Raw genomic sequence first — 25,063 nt, 5'->3', positions numbered from 1 at the left:
TATTTTTGATTATCAATCTAACATTTAAAGCCAGTAAATGCTACTACCCAAAATAAACCCAACAACTACAAAAGCTTGGAAAAAGTTAACACAGCATTTTGAGGAAACAAGAAACCTTAAGATGCAAGACTTATTTTCCAATGATGTCTCAAGAGCTTCTAAGAAGGTAATAGATTGGGAAGATTTTTATGTGGATTATTCAAAAAATAGAATTACTCATGAAACACTAACACTACTATTCGAGTTAGCAGAGGAGGTTAAACTTAAAGAAGCAATTACTTCACAATTTGAAGGTGAAACGATTAATGAAACCGAAGATAGAAAAGTACTACATACTGCCTTAAGGGATTTTAATAACAGAAAACCTGAAGTTGCTGAAACGCTTCAGAAAATGAAACTTTTTTCAGAAGAAATTATTAAAGGTAACTGGAAAGGACACACAGGGAAATCTATAGATACCATTGTAAATATTGGAATTGGCGGAAGCGATTTAGGTCCAGATATGGTTGTAGAATCGTTACGATACTATCGTAACCATCTTAACGTTCAATTTATTTCTAATGTGGATGGTGACCATGTTATGGAAACACTTAAAGGATTAAACCCAGAAACAACACTATTCATTGTCGTTTCTAAAACATTTACTACGCAAGAGACACTAACCAATGCAAATACAATACGATCTTGGTTTCTTGAAAATGCTTCAGAAGAAGCGATTGCTAAGCATTTTGTAGCAGTTTCCTCTAACCTAGAAGCAGTTAAGACATTTGGAATTGATTCAGAAAATAGCTTCCCAATGTGGGAATGGGTAGGAGGCCGTTTTTCATTATGGAGTGCTGTTGGACTTTCTATTTGTTGCGCTATTGGGTTTCCTAATTTTGAAAAACTACTACAAGGTGCTAACGAAATGGATACCCATTTTCAAGACACTCCTTTTTCCGAAAACATACCTGTAGTACTAGCCTTATTATCTATTTGGTATAATAATTTTTATGGTACTGAAACTGAAGCTTTAGTACCTTACTCTCAGTATTTAAATAAACTAGTTGCATATCTACAACAAGGAGTAATGGAAAGCAACGGAAAAAGTATAGATAGAAATGGCGAACCCATAAATTATCAAACAGGAACAATTGTTTGGGGAGGCACGGGAACAAATGCACAGCATGCTTTTTTTCAGTTAGTACACCAAGGAACAAAATTAATTCCAATTGATTTTATTTGTTTTTCAAAGTCACTTCATGGTAAAGAAGATCATCAAAATAAGTTATTAGCAAATTGTATTGCTCAAACAGAAGCATTACTTAATGGAACTTATAAAAAAGAAGTAGAAACCCCTTTTAAAGTCTTTGACGGCAATAAACCCTCTAACACTATCGTAATCAAAAAGCTAACGCCAAATTCATTGGGCAAGCTACTTGCGATGTATGAACACAAATTATTTTGTCAAGGAATTCTTTGGAATATCTTTAGTTTCGACCAATGGGGAGTTGAACTTGGTAAAAAACTAGCAAAGACTACCCTTACCGCAATAGAGACTAATAATACTACTATGATTAATAATTCTTCAACAAAAGGATTATTAAAAAAAGTAAATTCGTAACCCTAACATTTTCTATACTACTCAAGGTTTTCTATTTTTAAATTCTAAAACTATCTTTTTTGAAATTTCGTGAAATCTGGCCTTTTATAAGTACTCGCTTTAAATTAAGCAGTATTCCTGTTAAGAAATTACATGCTTCTAGTGATACAGATATACCAGTTATTGTTTCATTAACAACTATACCCTCTAGAATTAAAAGCGTGCACCTAACTGTTAGAAGCATTCTTTCGCAAAATCAAAAGCCTAAGAAGGTAGTGTTATGGTTACATGAAAATCTAAAGTCTAAAGTTCCAAGTTCATTACAGAAAATAGAAGGTCCTTTATTTAAAATTCATTTTACAAAAAATGACTTTTCACATTTAAAACTAATTGAAACAATTAATTTATATCCTGACGAGTATATAATTACTGTAGATGATGACTTAATGTATCCACCAGAGTTTTTAACTCTTTTGTACAATACACATAAAAAGTATCCTAATACAATTGTAGCGAATGAAGTAAGGCAAATTACTTATACTAAAGACGGCACTCCTAAACCATATGTAGAGTGGTATCACACAAAAGAACAACCTAAGGATAGTACTTTTTTACTGCCACTTGGTGTTTTTGGAGTCTTATATCCTCCTAACTCACTACATGAAGATGCAACCAACTCTGAATTAATTAAAAAACTAGCTCCTAAGGCAGATGATTTATGGTTTAGAGCCATGGGAATTTTACAAAAAACAGAGGTTATTATAAGTGAAACACAACCTAGTCCTGCTGTTTTAATTTTAGGAACACAAGCAATTGCTTTAAAACGAACCAATAAGCATCAAGATTATAATAGAACACAATGGGAACAGTTGATGGAGTATTATGGGATAAGTGCTACTACAAAGATTTAAACTATTCTTTTAGGTTCAACCTTTACTGTTTTCTTTTCTCTAAATAATTTTATTATCTTCCCACCAATTGTACTCCCCACAATTTTTAAATTTATATGCTTACAAAAGTTTATGGAAGCGCCGTTTTTGGTGTGGAAGCAACTACTATAACTGTAGAGGTTAACGTTGATAAAGGCATTGGATATCATCTAGTTGGATTGCCAGATAATGCTATTAAAGAGAGTAATTATAGGATAGCTGCTGCGCTACAAAATAACAGTTATAAAATCCCAGGTAAAAAGTTAATACTTAATATGTCCCCAGCAGATATGCGTAAGGAAGGCTCAGCTTATGATCTAACGCTTGCCATGGGTATTTTAGTAGCTACAGAGCAAATTAACGAGAGAAACCCTCTAGACCAGTACATTATCATGGGAGAACTATCTCTTGATGGAAGTCTACAACCAATACGAGGAGCTCTACCTATTGCTATCAATGCAAAAAATGAAGGATATAAAGGTTTTATTTTACCAAAACAAAATGCAAAAGAAGCTGCTATTGTTGAAGGTTTGGAGGTATTTGGAGTAGAAAATATTAAAGAAGTAATTGATTTTTTTAATGAAGATGCTTCACTACAGCAAACTACTATTGATATAAAAGCTGAGTTTTATGAACATCTTGAAAACCCAGAGTTTGACTTTGCAGATGTAAAAGGGCAAGAGTCCATTAAACGCTGTATGGAAATAGCTGCTGCAGGAGGACACAATATTATTTTAATTGGACCTCCTGGTTCAGGAAAGACAATGCTAGCCAAGAGACTACCAAGTATACTTCCACCACTTAATTTAAATGAAGCTTTAGAAACAACCAAAATTCATAGTGTAGCTGGACGTACTATGGAAAAGGGAGGAGTAATGACATCAAGACCATTTAGGAGCCCACATCATACCATTAGCGATGTTGCCTTGGTAGGTGGAGGCCAATACCCGCAGCCTGGTGAGATATCATTGGCACACAATGGGGTTTTGTTTTTGGACGAATTACCAGAGTTTAAGCGTAGCGTACTAGAAGTAATGAGACAACCACTAGAAGATAGAGACGTAACCATCTCTAGAGCAAGGTTTACTGTTACATACCCTGCTAGTTTTATGTTAGTCGCTAGTATGAATCCAAGTCCTGGTGGTTATTTTAATGACCCAGATGCGCCTGTATCTTCTTCTCCAGCCGAAATGCAACGCTATTTAAGCAAAATATCTGGCCCTTTGTTGGACAGAATAGATATACATATTGAAGTTACTCCTGTGCCTTTTGATAAACTAAGTGAGGATAGGCGAGGGGAGTCTAGTATTGTAATTAGAGAACGTGTAACCAAAGCAAGAGAATTACAAACGAAACGTTTTACTGAATATGATAAAATTCATTATAACGCTCAAATGGGAGTAAAACAAATTAGAAAGTATTGTAAACTTGATGAAGCCTCTTTGCAGTTGTTGAAAACAGCCATGGAGCGCCTTAATCTTTCGGCTAGGGCATATGATAGAATTCTTAAAGTAGCCCGTACTATTGCAGATTTAGAAGCTTCAGAAGAAATAACGGGTACTCATATTTCTGAAGCCATTCAATATAGAAGTTTAGATAGAGATGGTTGGTTGGGGTAAAACAAATGTTAAATTCAAAGAAATAATAGAAATTTAATTTATGATATTAAACAAACTTTAATTATCTGACTTATATTCTAAGCAAAGTTCATTAATAATAATTACTAGCTCATCAATTTTAGCACCTTTAGAGATAGTGGAAGTAGCTCCATAAAAATAAGCCTTTTCAATTTCGCTTTTAAACTCCATACTGAAAGACCTAACGATTATTGGAATATTTAAATTCATTTGTCTAATTCTTCTGCATACTTCGTACCCATCCATTGAATCAACTAAGCTAACATCTGTTAGTATTAAATCATATCTACTTATATCATATTCTTCAAATAATATTTCAGGTTTGAATAGGTGAACAATATTAAAACCAAATCTATCTAATTGTTGTGCAAGAATTAAAGATTCTAAATAGGCATCTTCAATAATCAAGAGATTATAATTCATTTGGAACAGTAATAATTTCAGCCCTAGCGTCTCTCATTGTGTTCTGACAATCACTCAATTTTGAATGAATAGATTTTATTGATGTGTCATCTTTGAAATGTATTATATCATTAGACCCATTTTGACAGCAGTACCTTACGTAATTATCTAATTCGTTTACTAAATGCTTAGCATTATGAGCAGCATCTAAAGATTTACCTATCATGAATTGTGAGTTAGTCTGGTAAAATGTAAAGAAGTTTGACTTTAATTCAGAGATAGCTCTAACTACAATTTCTTTTTCTAAAACTGCATTTGAAGTTTGCAGCATTAATATATAATCTTTAAAAGCTTGGATTAAGTTTATAAATTCACCCATAAACTTGAACCTTCGTGTTGTATTCTCACTATATAATTGATATTTTACTTTTTCGGTTTCTAGTTTAACCTTAAAATCCTCTAAAGCTTTTTCAGCTTTCAAAACTCTTTTTTTATTAAACGATGTGCCAAATATTCCTATAACGGCTATAACGATGGCACTTAATGATGATATTAATGCAAGCCAGACTTCTAAATCCATAAGCAACAAAAGAATGTGATTTTTTAAAGGGGGATAATATTTAAGCAAGATAGATTTCTTTTCAAGAAATAGCAAATCAGTATTTTTCAATTATAGTGATAAATAAAATATAATATCTTATTTATTGTTAATTTAGTATATACCATTTTCACCTCTGCAACTAACAACATAACAGATGCAGATTTAGAAGGCTCTACTAAAACAACAAGTACTCATATTTCTGAAGCCATTCAATATAGAAGTTTAGATAGAGATGGTTGGTTGGGATAAAAACTCCTAACTTTCTAATAATTAAGATGCTCAGAGTTATTTTTTAACAATTCTTTAAGGTATGTCATGTAACGTGTGTGTACTTTTAGAGTCTTATTAAAAATTAAACTAAACAATCAAATAATGATAACAAAAAAAGTATCTAGAATTTCGTTGATTGCTGCTTTTGTAGTGGCTTTTTCGTTTTTATCATGTGATAATAAAAATGAAACTTCTTCAGAAGAAAGTGCAAAACTTTCAGTAGCATTCGAAAAGTATGAACTAGAAAACGGACTTGATGTAATATTACACCAAGATAAAAGTGATCCAATAGTTTCTGTAGCAATACAGTATGGCGTAGGTTCTAATCGTGAAAAAACAGGAAGAACAGGTTTTGCTCACTTATTTGAGCATATGTTATTTCAAGAGTCTGAGAATGTACCGCAAGATCAATTCTTCAAAATGATTCAAGATGCAGGAGGAACACTTAATGGTGGTACTTGGAAAGATGGTACTATTTATTATGAAATTGTACCGAGTAATGCTCTAGAAACTGTTATGTGGTTAGAGAGTGACCGTATGGGGTTCTTAATAAATACAGTAACAGAATCTGCTTTTTACAATCAGCAAGAAGTAGTTCAAAATGAGAAAAGACAACGTGTAGATAACAATCCTTACGGACATACCAATTGGGTATTAGACAAGAATATTTATCCAGAGGGACACCCATATAACTGGCAGGTTATAGGAGAGTTAGTAGATCTTCAAAACGCAACAGTAGAAGACGTTCGTGAATTTTACGATAAATATTATGGACCTAACAATGCAACACTTGTATTAGCAGGAGATTTCGAAACTGCTGATGCTAAAGCAATGATTGAAAAATACTTTGGTGAAATTAAAAGACGTCAAGAAGTACCTAAGTTAGAGCCACAACCTGTTACTATTTCAGAAACAAAGCGTTTATACCATGAAGATAACTTTGCTACAGCACCTCAGTTAAATATGGTTTGGCCAACAGTACAACAATATACAGACGATGCATATGCACTAGACTTCCTTGCTGAAATTTTATCAAGCGGAAAAAAAGCTCCTTTATACAAGGTATTAGTAAAAGACAAAGAGTTAACTTCTAGAACTTCGGCATATAACAATTCTCAAGAAATTGCAGGAGAATTTCATATTGTTATTACTGCTAACGATGGTAAAGACCTTGATGAAGTAGAAGCGGGTATCATGGAAGGTTTTAAATTATTTGAAACTGAAGGTGTAACAGACAGAGACGTAGAACGTATAAAAGCTGGTTTAGAAACTAGTTTTTACAACGGGATTAGTAGTGTTTTAGGTAAGTCTTTCCAATTAGCACAGTACAATGTATTTGCTGGAGACCCTGGTTTTATTGAAACAGATATTGAGAACATTAAAAAAGTAACTAAGGAAGATGTAATACGTGTTTACAATAAGTACATTAAGGACAAACCTTTTGTAATGACGAGTTTTGTCCCTAAAGGACAATTAGAATTAATTACAGAAAATAGTATAGTTGCTCCTGTTGTAGAAGAAGAAATTAAAGAAAATGTAACCAAAGTTATTGAAGATGCTGAAACTGAAGTTGCAAAAACACCTTCAAATATTGATCGTTCAACTCCACCAGAGCAAGGACCTTCTCCTGCTTTAAATGTCCCTTCAAATTGGACTGCTGAGTTAGCTAACGGAATTGATGTGTATGGAATTGAGCAAAATGAAATTCCTACAGTAAACTTTAGTTTAGTTATAGAAGGAGGACACTTACTAGATGACATGGATAAAAATGGAGTTGCTAACCTTATGACAGACATCATGATGGAAGGTACTGCTAATAAAACTCCAGCACAGCTTGAAGAAGAAATTGAATTACTTGGAGCTAGCATTAACATGTACACAACGAGAGAATCTATAGTTATTAGAGGAAATACGCTTACTCGTAATTTTGATAAGACTATGAACCTTATTGAAGAGATTTTACTAGAACCACGTTGGGATGAAGAAGAGTTTGGCCGGATTAAAACAGCCACAATAAATAGTATTAAGCGTTCTGATGCAAACCCAAATGTAGTTGCAAATAGAGTGTATAATAAACTATTATATGGTGAAGATCATATTTTTAGCTACCCTACAAGTGGTACTGTAGAGTCTGTAAACGCTATTACTATTAATGACTTAAAGTCTTTCTATGATAAAAACTTTTCTCCATCTATAAGTAAATTCCATGTAGTTGGAAAAATTAATAAAGATGATGCCTTAAAGAGCCTTAAAGGATTAGAAGAACGTTGGGCTTCAAAAGAGGTTGAATTGCCAGAATACCCAATTGCAAATAATAGAGATAAGTCAAGCTTATACTTTGTAGATATCCCTAGCGCAAAACAATCTGTTATTAATATTGGATATATCGCATTACCAAGAACAGATAAGGATTTTTACCCAGCTGAAGTTATGAATTACAAATTAGGTGGATCATTTAGTGGAAATGTAAATTTAATTCTTCGTGAAGAAAAAGGATATACCTATGGAGCTCGTACAGGGTTTAGTGGGAGCAAAATACCTGGAACATTTACAGCATCTTCAAGTGTAAGAACAAACACAACAGGAGAGTCTGTACAAATCTTTAAAGATCAAATTGCTAAGTATAAAGAAGGAATAAGTGAAGAAGACCTTGAGTTTACTAAAAATGCACTTATAAAGTCTAATGCAAGACGTTTTGAGACACAAGGCGCTTTACTTGGTATGTTACAGGAAATGAGTAATTATCAATTACCTCCTAATTATATTGAAAAAGAAGAGGAAATAATTAGAAATATGACGCTGGAGCAACATAGAGAGTTAGCTAATAAATATCTAGATGAGTCCAAAATGGCGTATCTAGTAGTTGGCGATGCCGAAACTCAGTTTAACCAATTTAAAAACATGGACTTTGACGAAGTAAAACTTGTTGATAAAAATGCCGAAGAGATTAAACTCGAAGAAGTAAAACAATAAGTTTTTTATATACTAAATTAAAAAGGATGCTCATTGAGCATCCTTTTTTTTTGATACCTTTAGCAGTATATATAATTTATATTAATACAGATGAAAAATTGTTTACTGCTGTTTTTAGCACTATTCCTTGTTAGTTCTTGTGATATTAAGAGAAAGGAGATGCCTTCTAAAGAGAATGAAAAAAGCACTTCAGTAATTATAAAAGAGGAACCTTCTCCTTCATTTACATTAAAGGATGCTAATAAATTAATAGAACTCCCTTTACAATGCGTGGAACATACTTACCCATATAAATTAGGACAAACCCTTGGGAGTGCTTCAGATTTAAAAGAACCAAAAGAATTACACCCTATCTTTTATGGTTGTTTTGATTGGCATAGTGCTGTACATGGATATTGGTCAATGGTTACACTTTTGGATAAATTTCCAGACTTAGACAAAGCAGAGGAGGTAAGAGCTATTTTAAAGCGAAATATTACTAAGGAAAATGTAGCAATAGAAGTTGCTTACTTCAAAGGAAAACACAATAAATCTTTTGAGCGAACCTACGGATGGGCTTGGTTATTAAAGCTTAGTGAAGCATTGCATACTTGGGAAGATCCTTTGGCAAGAGAACTGGAAAGTAACTTAGCACCTTTATCACAGTTAATAGTAAACAAGTATATCGAGTTTTTACCAAAATTGGTGTATCCCATTCGAGTTGGCGAGCATACTAATACGGCTTTTGGTTTAACATTCGCGTATGACTATGCAGTAACGGTTAAAAATGGAAAACTAGCTTCACTTATTGAAAAACGCGCAAAAGAGTTTTATGCAAAAGATAGTAATTGTCCTATAAGTTGGGAGCCAAGTGGCTATGACTTTTTATCGCCTTGTTTAGAGGAAATAGATATTATGCTTCGTGTATTGCCAAGGGAAGAGTTTACAGATTGGCTTACTAACTTCATGCCCCAATTGAGTAGTAGTGACTATGCTTTAGAAGTAGGTAGAGTAAGTGATAGAACTGATGGGAAACTAGTACATCTCGATGGATTAAACTTTAGCAGAGCTTGGGTTTTATATAGTTTAGCTAATAACTACCCAGAGTATTCACATCTTACCAATGTGGCTAATATGCATGTAAATTATTCTTTGCCCAATTTAGTAGGTGATAGTTATGAAGGTGGCCATTGGTTAGGGAGTTTTGCAATCTATGCATTAACTAAAAACCAATAATGAAAAATATTTTTAAGAATATAGGTCCGGGAACTTTAGTAGCTGCGGCTTTTATTGGTCCTGGTACAGTTACAGTTTGTACCATTGCAGGGGTAACATATGGCTTTACATTGCTTTGGGCAATGCTAGTCTCTATTATTGCCACTATTGTTTTACAAGAAATGGCAATGCGTTTAGGCCTAGTTGGAGGGAAAGGGCTTGCTGAAACAATTACAACTCAAATTAAATCAACATCACTACGTTGGCTTGCCATGGGGCTTATTATTGGTGCTGTTTTAATTGGCAATGCTGCCTATGAAGCAGGTAACATAAGTGGGGGAGTACTAGGTTTGGAAACTCTTATTGAGACCACAACCTATAGTATAATTGGGTTAAACATAAATTACCTTAGTATTATAATTGGAATAATCGCTTTTGTTTTACTCTATATAGGAAATTATAAAATAATAGAACGATTTTTAGTTGGCTTAGTTGTAATTATGAGTCTATCTTTTTTATTAACTGCAATTATTACAAAACCTAACCTAGCTGAAATTTTTAAAGGACTTTTAATGCCAAAAATTCCCGAAAAAGGGATTCTCACAATTATTGCATTAATTGGTACAACTGTAGTCCCATATAATTTGTTTTTACACGCTTCTCTTGTAAAAGAGAAATGGAATGGAGTAGCGGATTTAAAAGCAGCTAGACGTGATTTGTTTTTTTCAATTATTTTGGGTGGAATAGTATCTATTGCAATTATCATTACAGCTACAAATGGAGAAGGTGGTGTTGTTACTAATGCATCAGACTTGGCAATAGGCTTGAAACCTTTGTATGGTAGTTTTGCAACTTATTTTTTAAGTATAGGTTTATTTGCTGCAGGAATTACATCTGCAATTACAGCTCCGTTAGCAGCGGCATACGTGGCAAGAGGTTGTTTTGGTTGGGATACCAATTTAAAATCAAATAAATTTAGGAGTGTTTGGGGACTTATATTAGTGTTAGGTGTTATTTTCTCGTCCATAGGATTTAAGCCTATAACTATCATAACTTTTGCCCAAGTAGCAAATGGTATTTTACTCCCTGTAGTTGCAGGATTTTTAATTTGGATAGTCAATAAAAAAGAAGTTTTAGGATCCCATGTAAATACAAAACTCCAAAACATTGTTGGAGTTTGTGTTGTTAGTATTGCATTATTACTAGGATTAAGAAGCCTTTATTTAGTATTTGTTGCTTAATTATAAACTGTATTGAGTTGTCTACCTTCTTTTTCAGCTTTTTTATCCATAGAAATGCCAACTGCTATTCCAATAGCCATTCCTATTGGGAAGAAAGCACCCATTAAAGCAATATTGCCTATAGCTGTACTAATTGCAATACCTATAGGAACTCCAAAAGCAGCCAAACCTATTGCCATCCAGATATTTCGGTAATAATTTTTAGCAACAATTTTATGTTTCTTTTCAAGATCTTTTAAAATTTTATTTCTGCTTTTGTAGATATACTTTCTAAGTGATTTATAGTCTTTAGTATAATTATTTATAGTGTCAATTTGCTCATTAATTTCAGAAACAATACTGGTTTCAATGTCTTTTGTTTTTAACTCGTTGACAAGTTCTTTATAACAAGAAAAGTATTTTTGAAGCCTTTTCTCTTCAGAAGGTATTGCGATTTCTTTTAACGTCTTAATTTCCATTTCTGATTAGTTTTTTTAGCAATACAATCTGTCCCAAGTGATAATGTGTATGTTCAATAATACCTGCAAGGTTTCGGTAATAATTACCATGTTTTTCAGCAACAAAATCTTTCCAAAGTGTTTCTTCTGAAAGAGATTCGATAGACTTTACAAATTTTTTAGCTTCAATATATCTAACTTCAAGAAAATCTTCCCATTCTTTTTGAGACGTAACCGAATCATGTATAAAACTCTCTTTGTCACTCCCCACTAAGGGACCTCCTTCAAGCACCCGTAAATCTAGGGTTACATAATAGTGCAGATGATATACTAAGGTTTCAATTGTATTTGTACTATCTATTTGTGTTGTCGCTTCTTTAAAAGTTACATCTGCAAGGGTGTCTTTTATATTAACAGCTGTCCAGTTTCCTCCAAAATAGACTTCTCTTAGGTGTTTGGCTAGTTGTTTAGGCGTTTTCATAATTTAATATTTTTCAACTACGAAGCTTTCTTTTGACTAGGCATTCCTATAAAAACCTGTAAGAATATTGCAATTCCCATGACCAATGCACAACCCACTAAGTTAAGCCATAAGTAAGGCATTACGTCTATCCACCAAACATAAATAATAATAGCTTGTGTAATTAATGCAGCTATAAAAACAGCTTTACTTTTTACAAACTTCACAAAAAATGCAAGAAGAAAAATACCGAGCACATTTCCATAGAAAATAGAACCTATAATATTAACGAGCTCTATTAAATTTTCAAATAAATTAGCAATACAAGCTACTAAAATAGCAATCACACCCCAAAGTAAGGTAAACCATTTAGAGGCACGTACGTAATGTTTTTCGGTTCTACCTTGTATATTTCGTTTATACAAATCTATTGTTGTTGTAGAGCCTAATGCATTTAACTCAGAAGCTGTTGATGACATTGCAGCACTTAAAATTACTGCTAGTAGCAATCCAATAAGACCACGCGGAAGTTGATTTAAAATAAAATGAATGAATACATAATCTTTATCATTAGTTTCAGCATCTGGATTTGCTTGCTTAATTAATTCTTTAGATTGTTCTCTTAGTTCATCTTTAGTAATATTAATAATTTTAATTTCTTCTAGAAGTTGCTCCTTTTCTTCAGAAGTGTCATTTATTTTTGCATACGAAATTTGCTTTTCTGCTAACTGTAAGTCTAACGCTTCTTTTTCAGTTTCTAAATCCTGGTATTGTTCAGCATATTCTGAAGCCATTACATCATTTACGGCAGCAGGGTTAAAGTGTAATGGGGAGCTATTAAATTGATAGAATACAAAGACCATTACTCCAACAAGTAGTATAAAAAACTGCATTGGTACTTTAAGTAATCCATTAAAAATTAAGCCCATTTGGCTTTCTTTTAAAGACCTACCAGATAAATAACGTTGTACTTGGCTTTGGTCTGTACCAAAATACGATAAGGCTAAAAAGGTACCTCCAATAATTCCACTCCAAAAAGTATATCTATTTTCCCAATCAAATGAAAAGTCGAGAACTTTCATTTTGTCATTAGCACCTGCAATATCTAGTGCTTTACTAAAACTAATATCTAGCGGAAGGTAATTAAGTATCAACAAAAATGTAACAAACAATCCTAAAAAGATTACGGCCATTTGTTGTTTTTGAGTAACACTTACGGCTTTAGTACCACCACTTACAGTATAGATAATAACAAGAATACCAATTATGATATTTAGATATAATAGATTCCAGCCTAATACAGCCGAGAGTATAATTGATGGTGCAAAAATTGTTATTCCGGCGCCAATACCTCGTTGCGTTAAAAATAAAAGGGCAGCAAGAGTTCTCGTTTTTATGTCAAAACGCCCTTCTAGGTATTCATAAGCAGTAAACACTTTTAATTTATGGTAAATTGGAATAAAAACAAGGCAAATAATTACCATTGCAATAGGTAACCCAAAATAAAATTGCACAAAGCCCATCCCATCATGAAATGCTTGTCCAGGTGTAGAAAGAAAAGTGATGGCGCTTGCTTGAGTTGCCATTACGCTTAGGCCTATGGTCCACCAACGTGCATCATTACCACCCTTTAGGTAATCTGTAACGTTTTTATTTTTACGAGTTTTATAAACTCCATAAAACACAATAAATATAAGTGTTCCACAAAGTATCCACCAGTCGTACTTATGAAGCGTGCTAAGTGCTAAAAAGTTATGCATAGTGTTGAGTTAGTAGGTAAAACAAATAGATATAAAATGCATTGGCAAGTAATACAAGTGTGTATTTCTTTCTCCAAACAAATTTGTCTCTTACTTTTTCTACAATATCAGTTTCTTCCATATTAATTACCTAAAGACAACAAGTTAGCAAATAATCTATAAGCTCCTGGCACACCTGCTGGCAATTCTCTAAAAAAACTAAGTCCTGTATATATATAATATCCTTTTCCGTGTTTAGTAACTAAGAGTGAACCTTTAGTTTCTGTACTATTTTCGTCACTCATTCCTAAAATTGGAGTGAATTTAGCATCCCATTCATTAGGAAAATAGAGTCCTCTTTCTTGTACCCAACCTTCAAAATCTGCTTCTGTTATGATATTGGGCTCGTTAAGTACAGGGTGTTTTGGAGCTAATAACTTAACTTCAGAAAATTCATCTGTTACTCTATCTCTAGAAAGTTTTAAAGGATAAGGAGCAATATCTTCAGTAACCATTCTTCTATTTGTATTATACTGAAGAATCAAGGTTCCACCATTTTCAGTATAACTTCTGAAAGCATTTTGCTTAAAGGCTAATTCTGGTATAGTATTATATGCTCTAATTCCAACTACAATTGCATCATACTGCTGAAGGTTCTCTAATGTAATCTCATTAGGAACTATAGTAGTAACTTGATATCCTATTTGCTTTAAGCTTTCAGGAATAGCATCTCCAGCACCTTCTATATATCCAATGTGTTCTCCTTTTTTTTCAATTGGAATACGCACAATTTTAGCTTCGCTAGGAAGTAAGACTCTTTGATAAGGAATGTGGTTATAATCTAATGTAAATAATTCTTTATCATAAAAAACATCTCCTACTACTGCGAGTGGTTTTAAAAACCCTTCGCTTTGCTCTTTAGGAGGTATTACAGTAAACAATACTGTTTTCTCTTCTCCTTTTTGCGATAATTCAAAAGTTTGTTGCGCAGGTGAAACAGTCCAGCCATCTGGATGATTTAATTGTATAAAACCACTAATGTTTTCTTTACCAGCTTTTACTACTACTGGAATTTGTTTTGGACTATCGTCTGCGAAAATTAATACCTTTTCAGGAATACTAGTGGTTATTTCTGGTACTATTTCTAATGGTTGATAGACTTCACCATCTACTGGGTCATTATATTTATAAACCACATCTCTAGTTATATCTATCTGAGAACGCCCTAACTGAAGTGTAAATAACAATTTTTCTGGAGCAGGTGTTTCTGGTTTTCCAATTAGTGGAGAAGGAGCCTTGTACATACCTAAACTCCCTTTCTCATTTAGCCAATACGGAGTAGACACCTTTTTGTTGGAAGAAGTAATGTTAGTTTCAAAAGTAGAACGCTCATTTGGTAACAATGAGGTAACAGGCGTTGAAAGCGTAGTTCCGTCTTGCGTTTTTATACTTTGCAAAACCACAGGGTAATTACTTCTGTTTATAGCTTCTATACTTACTTGGTAGCTTCCTTTAGGATTAATACTATTGGTATTTGCAACTGCTTCAAGAAAAATACCTCCACAATCTAAAATAAGTTGTTCTAACTGTGCTTTTTTTATAGTTCTCCAATGGTCATCTTCTAATTGTCTTACTAACTCATACACTTTTAATAAGTCTGGAAGCATACTAGCAGGATTCTTAAAATTAAAGTTTTCTTCAAGTGGCTCTAAAATAGCTCCAATTTCTTTTCCTCCATCAAGTCGAGACCAAGTAGTATTGATACCTGCAAATAAATCTGGACTAGAGCCATTATTAGTGGCCTCCTCTTTTGAAAAATCTCCTTTTAAAAACTCTAAATATTCTGTGGCACTACCACGACTTCCTGTACTTCCAAAACCTTGAGACTTGTGCATGCTTCTACTTAAAGAAGCTATTTCACCATTAGATAAACCTAGCGAGGTATAATAAGTTCCAGTTTCTAACTCTAGAATATTAGACTTATCTGCTTTCTCAAAATTTTCTCTACTTCCATAAAACCACCAAGAAGTATTAAAAAAAAGGCGTTTAGGTTGCCAAGCACCAAATTGTTTTACTGTTTCTGGATACTCGGCTGTATTTCCTACTAAATCAAAAGCTTCAAAACTTAACATGGCAGAAGAGGTATGGTGTCCGTGTGTTGTGCCAGGGTTTCTATGATTAAAACGGTTAATAATAATATCTGGCTTAAACTTTCTTATAGCTCGTACTACGTCACTTAAAACTTCTTTTTTATTCCAAATGGCTAAGGTTTCATCTGGATGTTTAGAATACCCAAAATCATTGGCTCTTGTAAATAACTGTTCACCTCCATCGGTTTTTCTAGCAGCAATTAATTCTTGTGTACGGATAACACCTAATAATTCTCTAATTTCTGGTCCTATTAAATTTTGCCCGCCATCTCCACGTGTTAATGATAAATAAGCAGTTCTGGCTTTTACATCATTTGATAGATAAGAAATTAACCGTGTGTTTTCATCGTCAGGGTGTGCAGCGATATACATCGCACTTCCAACAAAATTTAATTTTTGAAGGTTATGGTAAATTTCTGAAGTTGTTGGCTTTTGAGGTTGTTGTGCTAGGAGGGAAGGACTATAAATAAACAGTACCAGTAACGTAAGTATATAACGCATAAAGGTGTATTTTAAGTTTTTAAGATTGTTATCTCAAAGATACCCAAAATACACCCTTAGCAATATTTGTTGAGATTTCTTTAACAGTTAAAACTACTTCTTAACCACTTTTTTAGTTACTGCTCCTTGAGATGCATTAAACTGAATAAAATACATTCCGGTTTCATAATTTTCTAATGAAAGTTCTAAGATTGAAATATCTCTTTGGATAGTAATCTCCTGAACTTTTTGCCCAAGAATGTTATATATACTTACGCTATTAATTTCGGCTCTAGTAGGTAATGTAAACTTTACTGTAGCATCTGTTGGGTTGGGATATGGGCCTCTTATACTTTCAGTAGTAAACTCTTCAGTATTTAAAACTCCATCCACATTAATTTTCCAATACCCTTCTGGTGCTACAATGGGTCTATTAATGGTTTTTCCAGATGTTGCGGTTCCTTTTATATAATACTCTATTTCTTCTTCAGAACTTGGAATACTAAGGTCTGTTGTCCAAGTATCACCGCTATCTAATGTCATTGGTACTTCAGTATAGTTTGTGCTACCTTCAGTTCTCCAAAAAACTGAAGCACTAGCAATACCAGAATTATGCTTTATCATCGCATCTACAGTTACAGTTTCACTAGGTGCCGCATCTGCAATAGGTTGATGTACAATCCATAATGGGTCTGAAACTCCAATGCTGTGTGTAATGCAATGTATAGCTCCTACTTGAGCAATTAGGTTTTCTCCAGGATTATCCACATCGATTCCTACTATATTATAACCTGGCATCATTTCTTCCCATTGGGCAAGAGCAGGACCATCTACTTCTGGACGATATAGAGGAATTAAAATAGTTTTATTAATGAATATTGAATTTGTATAGTTTCTATAAAAACCTCCATTATCTGGATAGTTGCCAGACTCACTTGGTGGGGCTGCGATTCTCTTCACTTTATAAGGTGTCCCAAATGGACTCATAAAGTTGGAAAGTACATAATTTATATTCTCTTCAATTTGTGGACCATCAGCAACACCTTCTGGATATTCACTAACTAGCAATGTTTCTTCATCTAGTAGCTTCATGTGCATATCTATATGATTAATAATATCAAATGGAAGTGCAGTCATTTTAATATAGTTGTCAATTCCCATGTAAGCTTCCATTATAGCATCAATTTCTGCTTCAGTTTTTGGTGATACCCCATATGGATTTCCAGGTTCATTTTCTTCTAGTATTAATTCTGAAGCAAAGGCATTTCCAAGTCCGTCACTCATAAAATTACCTCCAGTATTAACTAAATCGTTTGTTCCGGAGTCTGTTATGTAAATAGGAATTCCTTGTAAATTAGAATGTGCTGATGGAATTATATCATCATTAGGTCTTGGTCTATTATAAATCCAATCTACAAGTGCTCTATCGCCTACATCATCAGAATAAATAGTATTCCCGCCGTAATCACGAATCCAAATGGTGTCCCAATCTTCATCCATAAAAATTACATTGGTTAAATCTACTCCATTAGAAGATAAATAGTTTGAAACAGAAGTTTCATTTTGTGTAGTAATAATTACTTTACACTCTTCTACAGCAGCTGCTACTATTTGTCTTAATATGTTCGGAAAATTAGGTTCCCATGTAACTACGAGGTATTCTACTTCTTCCCATTCTGCCATTGTACGAACTTCTCCAACAGGAGGATCTGTTAGTACGGATCTCTTAAAATTATAAGATGAGAGTTGGTCTTTCTCTTCTTGGGTTTTGTAATGTGGGACTACTTGTTGTGCAAATAAAGTAGCTGTAAAAAAGAATGTAAAAGTATACAGACTTCTTTTTAAAAATGTAGTTGTAGTCATTAGGATTGCAATTTTTCCCAAATATACTTAAAAAGGTTGATTTTACATTAGAGCCCTAAAGAATCTCGAAGTACAACATCTTTGTTATTATTTTGCCTCCAATATGCTGTCTTTATTGTTTTTAGCCTAGTAGCAGTTGTTTTAAGAGATTCGGTATTGTTAGCTCCATTTATTTCTTCCCATTTTTCAATTTGATACGGAAATTCACTTTGAAAGTAAATTTTAAGTTCTCTTTGCAAATTAGGATAGTTTAATGAGTATGAACTTATAGAATCACCTTGCTTTAAGTTTGCGAAGGCTGTATAGGCTTTTATTTCTTTATGGCGAAGACGAATAGACTCAAAAGAAGGTATCATCATAATATCTCCAGTTGGTAATTCTTCTGGGTGTATTCTAATCAGACTCCAGATTTCATCCTCTAGCCAATCTTTTTTTAGTTGAAGGGATTGGTCACCTTCACTTTCAAAATACGAGTAGGAGTTTATTTCATACTCAGACTTATTATTAAGTTGCATAAAAACTTGTCCGCACCACTCTTGTACAGAGTTTGTTACCTTCAATGCATTTTCTGTTGAAGCAACAGGACTAAAGGTACTTGTCATGATGGAGTATGGGTAAATACCTGTTAGAAATTTTTTGGTTCTGTTTAATTTTAAAACTGGGATGTTTTCTTCGGAAGGACTGTCTGCTTTTACTTGTTTTTTAGGCACAAAATCTTCAGTAACAAAAATAGTTACCGCGTTACCCTCTCTTAATTCTCCATAACGTTCTTGTGATAGTTTATATGAAGTTATTTCTGCATTACCAGCATACCAATATTCATTAAAATCTTGTGACAACTCTCTTTTTTTTACTGTATTAGAAGCTGAAACAATTTCGGTATTTAATAGTGTTGTGTCTTTTTGTTTTGAAGTACAACCTGAAAATAAAACTAAAAGGCTTAATGTAGATAAAAAAGAGAAGTAAAGGTTCATAGAACTTGTTTTACACAAATTTACAAACAAATCAACCTGTAGCAATGTCTATTAACGTTTTGTAAACAAGTCGTGTTGGTAGCCCCATTACATTAAAATAGCATCCTTCTATTTTTTGTATACCAATGTACCCTATCCACTCTTGTATACCATAGCTTCCTGCTTTATCAAAGGGCTTATAGTTGTCTAGGTAATAATTAATCTCTTCTTCTGTGAGTGCTTTAAACCAAACCTTTGTTACATCATAAACAGTTTTCTGAAAACCTTTGGAAGTAAAGCACACCGAGGTGTAGACCTCATGGTAGTCATCACTTAAATTTTTAAGCATTTTTATAGCTTCTTCTTTATTTGAAGGTTTTTCAATTGGTTTATCATCTTTCCATACAATGGTGTCACTAGTAATTAGAATATCTTTTTCTGAAAGATTTTTAAAAGCGTTTGCCTTTAATTTTGATAAATAATTTGTTATTTCTTCTGCTTTTAATGTATGGGGATACACTTCATCTACAGGGCGAACATCTATTGTATAATTTATATCTAATTCTTTAAAAAAGTTTTGTCTTCTAGGCGAACCAGAAGCAAGGATAATGTTATAGTTTTTTAGATAGTGTTTAAGCATAATTAAGTAAGTACTTGGGGATAAAATAATAATGAAAGCATTCCAATAAAAAGAATAGCCTTTGCTAATATTGATAGATTTTTATAGTCTTTTTCACTTTCAGCAGACCAAGATTTTATACAAAATATAATTAACGGAGCTACTATTCCTCCTAAAAAATAAAGTGCTATAAATTGATATTGATATAAAAAAGTATACGTATAAGTAACGAGCCCTATAATTGCAAGAAGTCCTAAAACAAAAACAAGCAGGGTAGTGCGCTTTCTTCCTAGCACAATTGCAAGTGTATTTCTACCACCATTTTTATCACCATTAATATCTTGTAAATCTTTTACAAGCTCTCTTATTAAATTTATGTAAAACGAAAAACCAGCATAATACAGTAAAATAGAACTTGCGGCCATTTGTCGCTCGGTTGCTTTTATATTAATTGCTGGAAGTATATCAAACAAAACAATTGTGATGAGTGTCATACCAACAAGAATACTTATTAAAATATTACCAATTAAAAGTCTAGACTTGAGATTACTAGCATAAGAGTAGAGTAGTGCAGCGATTATTATGAAATAGGCTGAAAAAGCTGGTTTTTCTATATGATTAGAGATAATAAAACCTGCTACAACTCCTAGTAATGTTAGTACAACGTAGTATACACTTGCACTTCTTTGAGAAATTTTAATGCCAATCAAAACTTTTTTAGGCTTGTTAATTTTATCAATTTCTACATCATAGCTATCATTTATAACATATCCTCCTGCTGCGATACAAATTGTTGAAAAAACTAATAAAAAGAAATAAAAAGGAGAAAGAGCAGTCCCTACTTGTAATACCTCTATGAAGCCATATTTTGCAATAACCATTGTTATTGCAATCATCATTAAGTTTATTGGTCTAATAATTTTAAAGTAGGAAATCATAGAACCTAATCATACTTTGCAGAAGTTGCTTTCCCTTTAATCCAGTTGTCTTGTACTTTTAATACCTGTTCTATTACTTCTCGTACACAACCTAATCCTCCCTTTTTATGTGAAATGTATTTGCTAACAGCTTTTATTTCTGGAACAGCGTCTTGGGGGCAACATGGAAGCCCTACTAATTGCATAACTTCAAGATCTGGGATATCATCACCCATATACAAAACATTGCTTAAATCTATATTTTTTGAAGCACAGTAGTCTGTAAGCTCATTCTTTTTATGATGTGCTCCAAGATGAATATCTTTAATACCCAATCCAGCTAGTCTATTTCTAACACCTTCATTAGTTCCGCCAGAAATAATACACAAATTATAGCCTTTGTCTATGGCAGTTTTAAGAGCAAAGCCATCTTTTGTATGCATGGTTCTATATAGCTCTCCAGTTGTAGTCACTTGTATAGTCCCATCTGTAAGTACTCCATCCACATCAAAAACAAAGGTTGTAATATGGTTTAGATATTCTTTATAACTTTTTTCCATGTGTTTTTTGAATTGATTCTGTTAATTGCTTGTATAGCTCTCTTTGTTGCTCGTCTCGTAACAAATGTAAATGTTTTTCTATTGTTTGGTTATCATTTCTAAGTGCTGGCCCAGTCTGTGCTTCTATGGGATTTAGTGTTTTTAGCTTTTGTACAGTTTCTTTTATAAGAGGTTGTAGCAATGAAAAGTCTAAGTTATTTTCTTTTGTAATTTCTGAAGCTATATAAAATAAATGGTTAGTAAAGTTATTTACTAATACAGCAGCTAGGTGAAGTGTTTCTCGTTTGTTAGAATTAATTTTTTGAACATTTTCTGAAATTGTACTCCCTAATTTTATAAGTAGTGCTGTGTCTTCTTCATTTTCGGCTTCTACACAAATGGGAATTTTACTAAAATCTAACTCACTACTGTTTGAAAATGTTTGCAAAGGATAAAAAACTCCTTTCCGGTTTTTTGAATTTAATTTACTTATTGATACACCACCAGAAGTATGAACTACTAACTTGTTTTTAAATGGAATAGCATTTGAAAAACTTTGTATAGCATCATCTGTAATACCAATAATGTACACCTGTGATTCGGGAATCTCTTTAAGTTTTGTTGTAAAAGGAATATTTTTAAAAGTTTCAGGAAGCTCAATTTCAGATCTGTTATAAATACAATTTATCATTACTTTTTTAGAAGCAACAAAGGCAGTAGCAAGATGAAAGTTTACAGAGCCAAACCCCAGAAGACATACATTAATCATATTGCTAAAATACATAACCTAAAGTGATTTTAAAATGCATCATTTAACTATTTTAAACGAGTGTTTTTAGTTATTTTTGCATAAAATTTCGCACTATGCAAAAGAAGATTGCTTCAATCCTATTTTCTACTCGTCTCACCGCTATTTTATTTATTGTTTTTGCAGTTGCCATGGGTATAGGAACCTTTATGGATGCTTCACAAGAAACCTCACCAACACCCTATTCAAGAGCACTTATATACAATGCTTGGTGGTTTGAGGCTATTATGGGACTTTTTGTAGTAAACTTTATAGGTAATATTTTCAAGTTTAGACTTTGGCGAAAAGAAAAATGGGCAACTCTTACGCTGCACCTGTCTTTTATACTAATTATTGTTGGTGCATTTGTAACGAGATATATTGGTTATGAAGGCGTTATAAGCATTCGTGAAGGAGCTACAGAGAATCAAATACTTTCAGAACATGCATATTTAAAAACATTTATAGATGGTGATTCTTTAGATAATGGAGTTGCAATGAGACGTAATTTGAATCCTAAAAAACTTAATCTCTCAGAAAGATTAGATAATAATTTTTCAATTAGTACAGATTACAACAAACAACCAGTAACTATAAAATACAGAGATTTTATTAGTAATGCTAAAGAAGGACTTATTCTTACTGAAGATGGTGAACCACATTTAAAAATTGTAGAAGCTGGAGATGGAAATCGCCATGACCATTGGCTTAAAATTGGGGAGGTTGCTAATATTCATAATGTGCTGTTTGCTTTCAATAAACCTACCGAAGGAGCCATCAATATTACATATCACGAAGAAGATGGTTCATACACACTATTAACTCCTTTTGAAGGGAACTATATGCGTATGGCAGACCAAAAACAAGGAGACGTTGTAAAGGACAGTATTCAGAATTTACAGTTGCGTTCGTTGTATCAATTAGCCGGAATGGCATTTGTAATTCCAGAACCTGTTGTTAGTGGAAAACAAGGGATTGTAAAAGCAGAATTGCCAGAAAAGACTAATAGAAGCGCATTAATCCTTGATGTTTCTTCTGGAGGGGAAACTAAAACAGTTGAATTGCTAGGAGGGAAGGGAACAAGTCCAGACCCAGAATTAGCAGAGGTTGGAGGTTTAAAAGTATATATGACCTATGGTTCTAAAACAATTGATTTACCGTTTGCAATTACTTTAAATGATTTTATTGCTGAAAAATACCCTGGTACGGAAAAAGGCTATAAATCCTTTAAAAGTAAAGTAACTGTAGTAGATGGAGATAATTTAAAAGACGAAGAGATTTATATGAATCATGTACTAGATAAAGGTGGCTACCGTTTTTTTCAAGCTAGTTTTGATGCCGATGAGAAAGGGACAATACTCTCTGTAAATCATGATTTCTGGGGAACTTGGATTACCTATATTGGTTATTTCTTGCTGTACTTTGGCCTAATGGCTATTCTTTTTGATAGAAATACACGATTTGGTTCACTTAAAAAGATGTTAGATAAAGTTAAAAATAAGAAGAGCAAGATTACATCTTTACTTCTTATTTTCTTCTCATTAAGTGTTTTTGCACAAGAAGATAATCATGAACATACAACAACACCTAAAGTAACTGTTGACTCTTTAATTCTAGCAAATGCAGTTTCAAAAGAGCATGCAGCAAAGTTTGCAAAACTAATAATACAGGACGATGGTCGTATGAAGCCTGTAAATACCTTTGCTAGTGAATTATTAAGAAAAATTAGTAGAAAGGATAGCTATGAAGGTTTAGACGCTAATCAGGTGTTTATATCCATGACAGAGTTCCCTAGGTTTTGGGTAGAAGTTCCCATCATTGCTTTAAAGCGAGGAAATGATAGCATACGCAAAATAGCTGGGGTACCAGAAGGGACAGAACGTATTGCACTTTTAGATTTATTTGATGCTAAGGGAAATTATAAATTAGAGCCTTACTTAGAAACGGCTAGTGCTAAAACTAATAAAAATCAGTTTGAAAAAGATTTTATTAAAGCTCATGAAAATTATTATTTATTAAATGAAGCATTAAGTGGTGGTATTTTAAAGATTTTCCCTTTGCCTAATGATGAAGGTAATAGATGGGTTTCCTACCCAGAACTTGGAGAGGCAAACTTTAAAGGAATGGATTCCATTGCTACAAGAACCATTTTACCAGCGTATTTTCAGAAGCTACGAGAAGCAAGAGCTTCTGGAGATTATAGTGAAGCCGAACAGATTTTAGAAGGGATTACAAATTTTCAGAAAAAATACGGTAGTGAAGTATTACCTTCAGAAAAGAAGGTTGATGCCGAAATAATGTATAACAAAGTAAACTTATTTAACAGACTCTATCATTACTTCTTGATGTTTGGAGCCTTTATGTTTATTGGGATTATTGTTCAGATTTTTTCAGAAAAAAGAATACTTAAGTACATTATAAATCTCTGCAAGTATTGTATTTGGGCACTTTTTGTTTTAATGACATTAGGGTTGATTATGCGATGGTACATTAGTGGTCACGCTCCATGGAGTGATGCGTATGAGTCTATAATTTATGTAGCTTGGGCTACTGTCTTTTTTGGATTGGCTTTTGGAAGGAAAAGTATGTTAACTATTGCTTCTACAGCATTTGTTGCTTCAATTGTTTTATGGGTTGCTAACCAGAGCTGGTTAGACCCATCTATAGCCAATTTACAGCCTGTTTTAGATAGTTATTGGTTAATGATACATGTAGCTGTAATTGTAGCAAGTTATGGGCCTTTTACACTAGGCTTAATCTTAGGGACTACTGCATTACTACTTATGTTGCTTACCACTAAGAAGAATAAGCTTAAAATGGACCTTAATATCAAAGAAATTACCATTATTACTGAAATGTCTTTAACCGTTGGTCTTGTAATGCTTACTATTGGTAACTTTCTTGGTGGACAATGGGCTAACGAAAGTTGGGGACGCTATTGGGGCTGGGACCCTAAGGAAACATGGGCACTTATAAGTATTATGGTTTATGCTTTTGTGATACACATGCGTTTAGTACCAGGTTTACGAGGTAGATGGTTTTTTAATGTGATGGCAATTTTTGCTTATGCATCTATAATGATGACCTATTTTGGAGTAAACTTTTACTTAACAGGTCTACACTCATATGCAAGTGGCGATGTCCCTGTAACACCTAGTTTTGTATATTACTTGCTTGCATTCTTTGTTTTGTTAAGCTTTTTCTCTTATTTCAGGTATAAAAAGTTTTATGCAAAATAAAGAAGGATATATTCAACAAAGTATATATCCTTCACTACAACATGATTAGCT

Annotated in this window: 20 protein-coding genes; 7 read left to right on the top strand and 13 right to left on the bottom strand. The window is 33.2% G+C overall.

Features of this window, described 5'->3' with window-relative positions:
- The first annotated feature begins 37 nt into the window (after positions 1 to 37).
- The 3 genes from pgi (at position 38) to RM538_RS03325 (ending at position 4,130) form a co-directional block, all read left to right on the top strand.
- Entirely contained in the window at positions 38 to 1,603 is a 1,566-nt protein-coding gene (pgi, locus tag RM538_RS03335) for a glucose-6-phosphate isomerase (RefSeq protein WP_311331974.1), read from the top strand.
- Positions 1,604 to 1,662: 59 nt separating this feature from the next.
- Positions 1,663 to 2,493, top strand: coding sequence for a glycosyltransferase (locus RM538_RS03330; protein ID WP_311331973.1), 831 nt, complete (start codon positions 1,663 to 1,665; stop codon positions 2,491 to 2,493).
- Between the two features lie 95 nt (positions 2,494 to 2,588).
- A complete protein-coding gene (locus RM538_RS03325) occupies positions 2,589 to 4,130 on the top strand; it encodes a YifB family Mg chelatase-like AAA ATPase (RefSeq protein ID WP_311331972.1) in 1,542 nt (513 codons plus the stop codon).
- A 57-nt stretch (positions 4,131 to 4,187) separates the two neighbouring features.
- Here the strand turns inward: RM538_RS03325 and RM538_RS03320 are convergent, their stop codons facing one another.
- Positions 4,188 to 4,556, bottom strand: coding sequence for a response regulator (locus tag RM538_RS03320; protein ID WP_311331971.1), 369 nt, complete (start codon positions 4,554 to 4,556; stop codon positions 4,188 to 4,190).
- Positions 4,557 to 4,560: 4 nt separating this feature from the next.
- Positions 4,561 to 5,130, bottom strand: a complete 570-nt coding sequence (locus tag RM538_RS03315; protein WP_311331970.1) for a hypothetical protein — start codon at positions 5,128 to 5,130, stop codon at positions 4,561 to 4,563.
- A gap of 393 nt (positions 5,131 to 5,523) precedes the next feature.
- Between RM538_RS03315 and RM538_RS03310 the strand changes: the two genes are divergently transcribed.
- From RM538_RS03310 to RM538_RS03300, 3 genes are all read left to right on the top strand, one after another.
- Entirely contained in the window at positions 5,524 to 8,394 is a 2,871-nt protein-coding gene (locus tag RM538_RS03310) for a M16 family metallopeptidase (RefSeq protein ID WP_311331969.1), read from the top strand.
- A gap of 90 nt (positions 8,395 to 8,484) precedes the next feature.
- Entirely contained in the window at positions 8,485 to 9,609 is a 1,125-nt protein-coding gene (locus tag RM538_RS03305) for a DUF2891 domain-containing protein (RefSeq protein WP_311331968.1), read from the top strand.
- Positions 9,606 to 10,829: an Nramp family divalent metal transporter gene (locus RM538_RS03300; protein WP_311332157.1), complete on the top strand. Its 1,224-nt coding sequence runs from the start codon at positions 9,606 to 9,608 to the stop codon at positions 10,827 to 10,829. The genes RM538_RS03305 and RM538_RS03300 overlap by 4 nt, the downstream gene beginning before the upstream one ends.
- Here the strand turns inward: RM538_RS03300 and RM538_RS03295 are convergent.
- The 11 genes from RM538_RS03295 to RM538_RS03245 form a co-directional block, all read right to left on the bottom strand.
- On the bottom strand, positions 10,826 to 11,287 hold the full coding sequence (locus tag RM538_RS03295; RefSeq protein ID WP_311331967.1) for a hypothetical protein: 462 nt from the start codon (positions 11,285 to 11,287) through the stop codon (positions 10,826 to 10,828). The two genes, RM538_RS03300 and RM538_RS03295, sit on opposite strands and share 4 nt — an antisense overlap.
- Complete coding sequence (locus RM538_RS03290) at positions 11,277 to 11,747, bottom strand: DUF1572 domain-containing protein (RefSeq protein WP_311331966.1); 471 nt, start codon at positions 11,745 to 11,747, stop codon at positions 11,277 to 11,279. Before RM538_RS03290 ends, RM538_RS03295 begins: the two co-directional genes overlap by 11 nt.
- 17 nt (positions 11,748 to 11,764) lie before the next feature.
- Positions 11,765 to 13,486: a sodium:solute symporter family protein gene (locus RM538_RS03285; RefSeq protein ID WP_311331965.1), complete on the bottom strand. Its 1,722-nt coding sequence runs from the start codon at positions 13,484 to 13,486 to the stop codon at positions 11,765 to 11,767.
- On the bottom strand, positions 13,479 to 13,607 hold the full coding sequence (locus RM538_RS03280; RefSeq protein ID WP_311331964.1) for a hypothetical protein: 129 nt from the start codon (positions 13,605 to 13,607) through the stop codon (positions 13,479 to 13,481). Before RM538_RS03280 ends, RM538_RS03285 begins: the two co-directional genes overlap by 8 nt.
- 1 nt (position 13,608) lies before the next feature.
- Positions 13,609 to 16,116, bottom strand: coding sequence for a PIG-L family deacetylase (locus RM538_RS03275; RefSeq protein ID WP_311331963.1), 2,508 nt, complete (start codon positions 16,114 to 16,116; stop codon positions 13,609 to 13,611).
- 93 nt (positions 16,117 to 16,209) lie between these two features.
- Positions 16,210 to 17,958 (bottom strand): agmatine deiminase family protein, encoded by a 1,749-nt coding sequence (locus RM538_RS03270; protein WP_311331962.1) that lies wholly within the window; start codon positions 17,956 to 17,958, stop codon positions 16,210 to 16,212.
- A gap of 47 nt (positions 17,959 to 18,005) precedes the next feature.
- Entirely contained in the window at positions 18,006 to 18,932 is a 927-nt protein-coding gene (locus tag RM538_RS03265; protein WP_311331961.1) for a septum formation inhibitor Maf, read from the bottom strand.
- A 31-nt stretch (positions 18,933 to 18,963) separates the two neighbouring features.
- Positions 18,964 to 19,551 carry a Maf family nucleotide pyrophosphatase gene (locus tag RM538_RS03260; protein WP_311331960.1) on the bottom strand — a complete coding sequence of 196 codons (588 nt, stop codon included), beginning with the start codon at positions 19,549 to 19,551 and terminating at the stop codon, positions 18,964 to 18,966.
- A gap of 2 nt (positions 19,552 to 19,553) precedes the next feature.
- Positions 19,554 to 20,468, bottom strand: a complete 915-nt coding sequence (locus RM538_RS03255) for a geranylgeranylglycerol-phosphate geranylgeranyltransferase (RefSeq protein ID WP_311331959.1) — start codon at positions 20,466 to 20,468, stop codon at positions 19,554 to 19,556.
- Between the two features lie 5 nt (positions 20,469 to 20,473).
- Complete coding sequence (locus tag RM538_RS03250) at positions 20,474 to 21,007, bottom strand: KdsC family phosphatase (RefSeq protein ID WP_311331958.1); 534 nt, start codon at positions 21,005 to 21,007, stop codon at positions 20,474 to 20,476.
- The gene (locus tag RM538_RS03245; protein ID WP_311331957.1) at positions 20,991 to 21,770 is read right to left on the bottom strand and encodes a Rossmann-like and DUF2520 domain-containing protein; all 780 of its coding nucleotides are present in this window, start codon (positions 21,768 to 21,770) and stop codon (positions 20,991 to 20,993) included. Before RM538_RS03245 ends, RM538_RS03250 begins: the two co-directional genes overlap by 17 nt.
- 80 nt (positions 21,771 to 21,850) lie before the next feature.
- On the opposite strand from RM538_RS03245, the gene RM538_RS03240 reads away from it, so the two are divergent.
- Positions 21,851 to 25,012, top strand: a complete 3,162-nt coding sequence (locus tag RM538_RS03240) for a cytochrome c biogenesis protein CcsA (RefSeq protein WP_311331956.1) — start codon at positions 21,851 to 21,853, stop codon at positions 25,010 to 25,012.
- Positions 25,013 to 25,063: the final 51 nt, after the last annotated feature.

This window comes from Patiriisocius hiemis (genome assembly GCF_031846325.1).
Lineage (GTDB): Bacteria > Bacteroidota > Bacteroidia > Flavobacteriales > Flavobacteriaceae > Patiriisocius_A > Patiriisocius_A hiemis.
The sequence above is the reverse complement of the archived record's forward strand: the minus strand, read 5'-3'. Positions and strand labels throughout refer to the sequence as shown.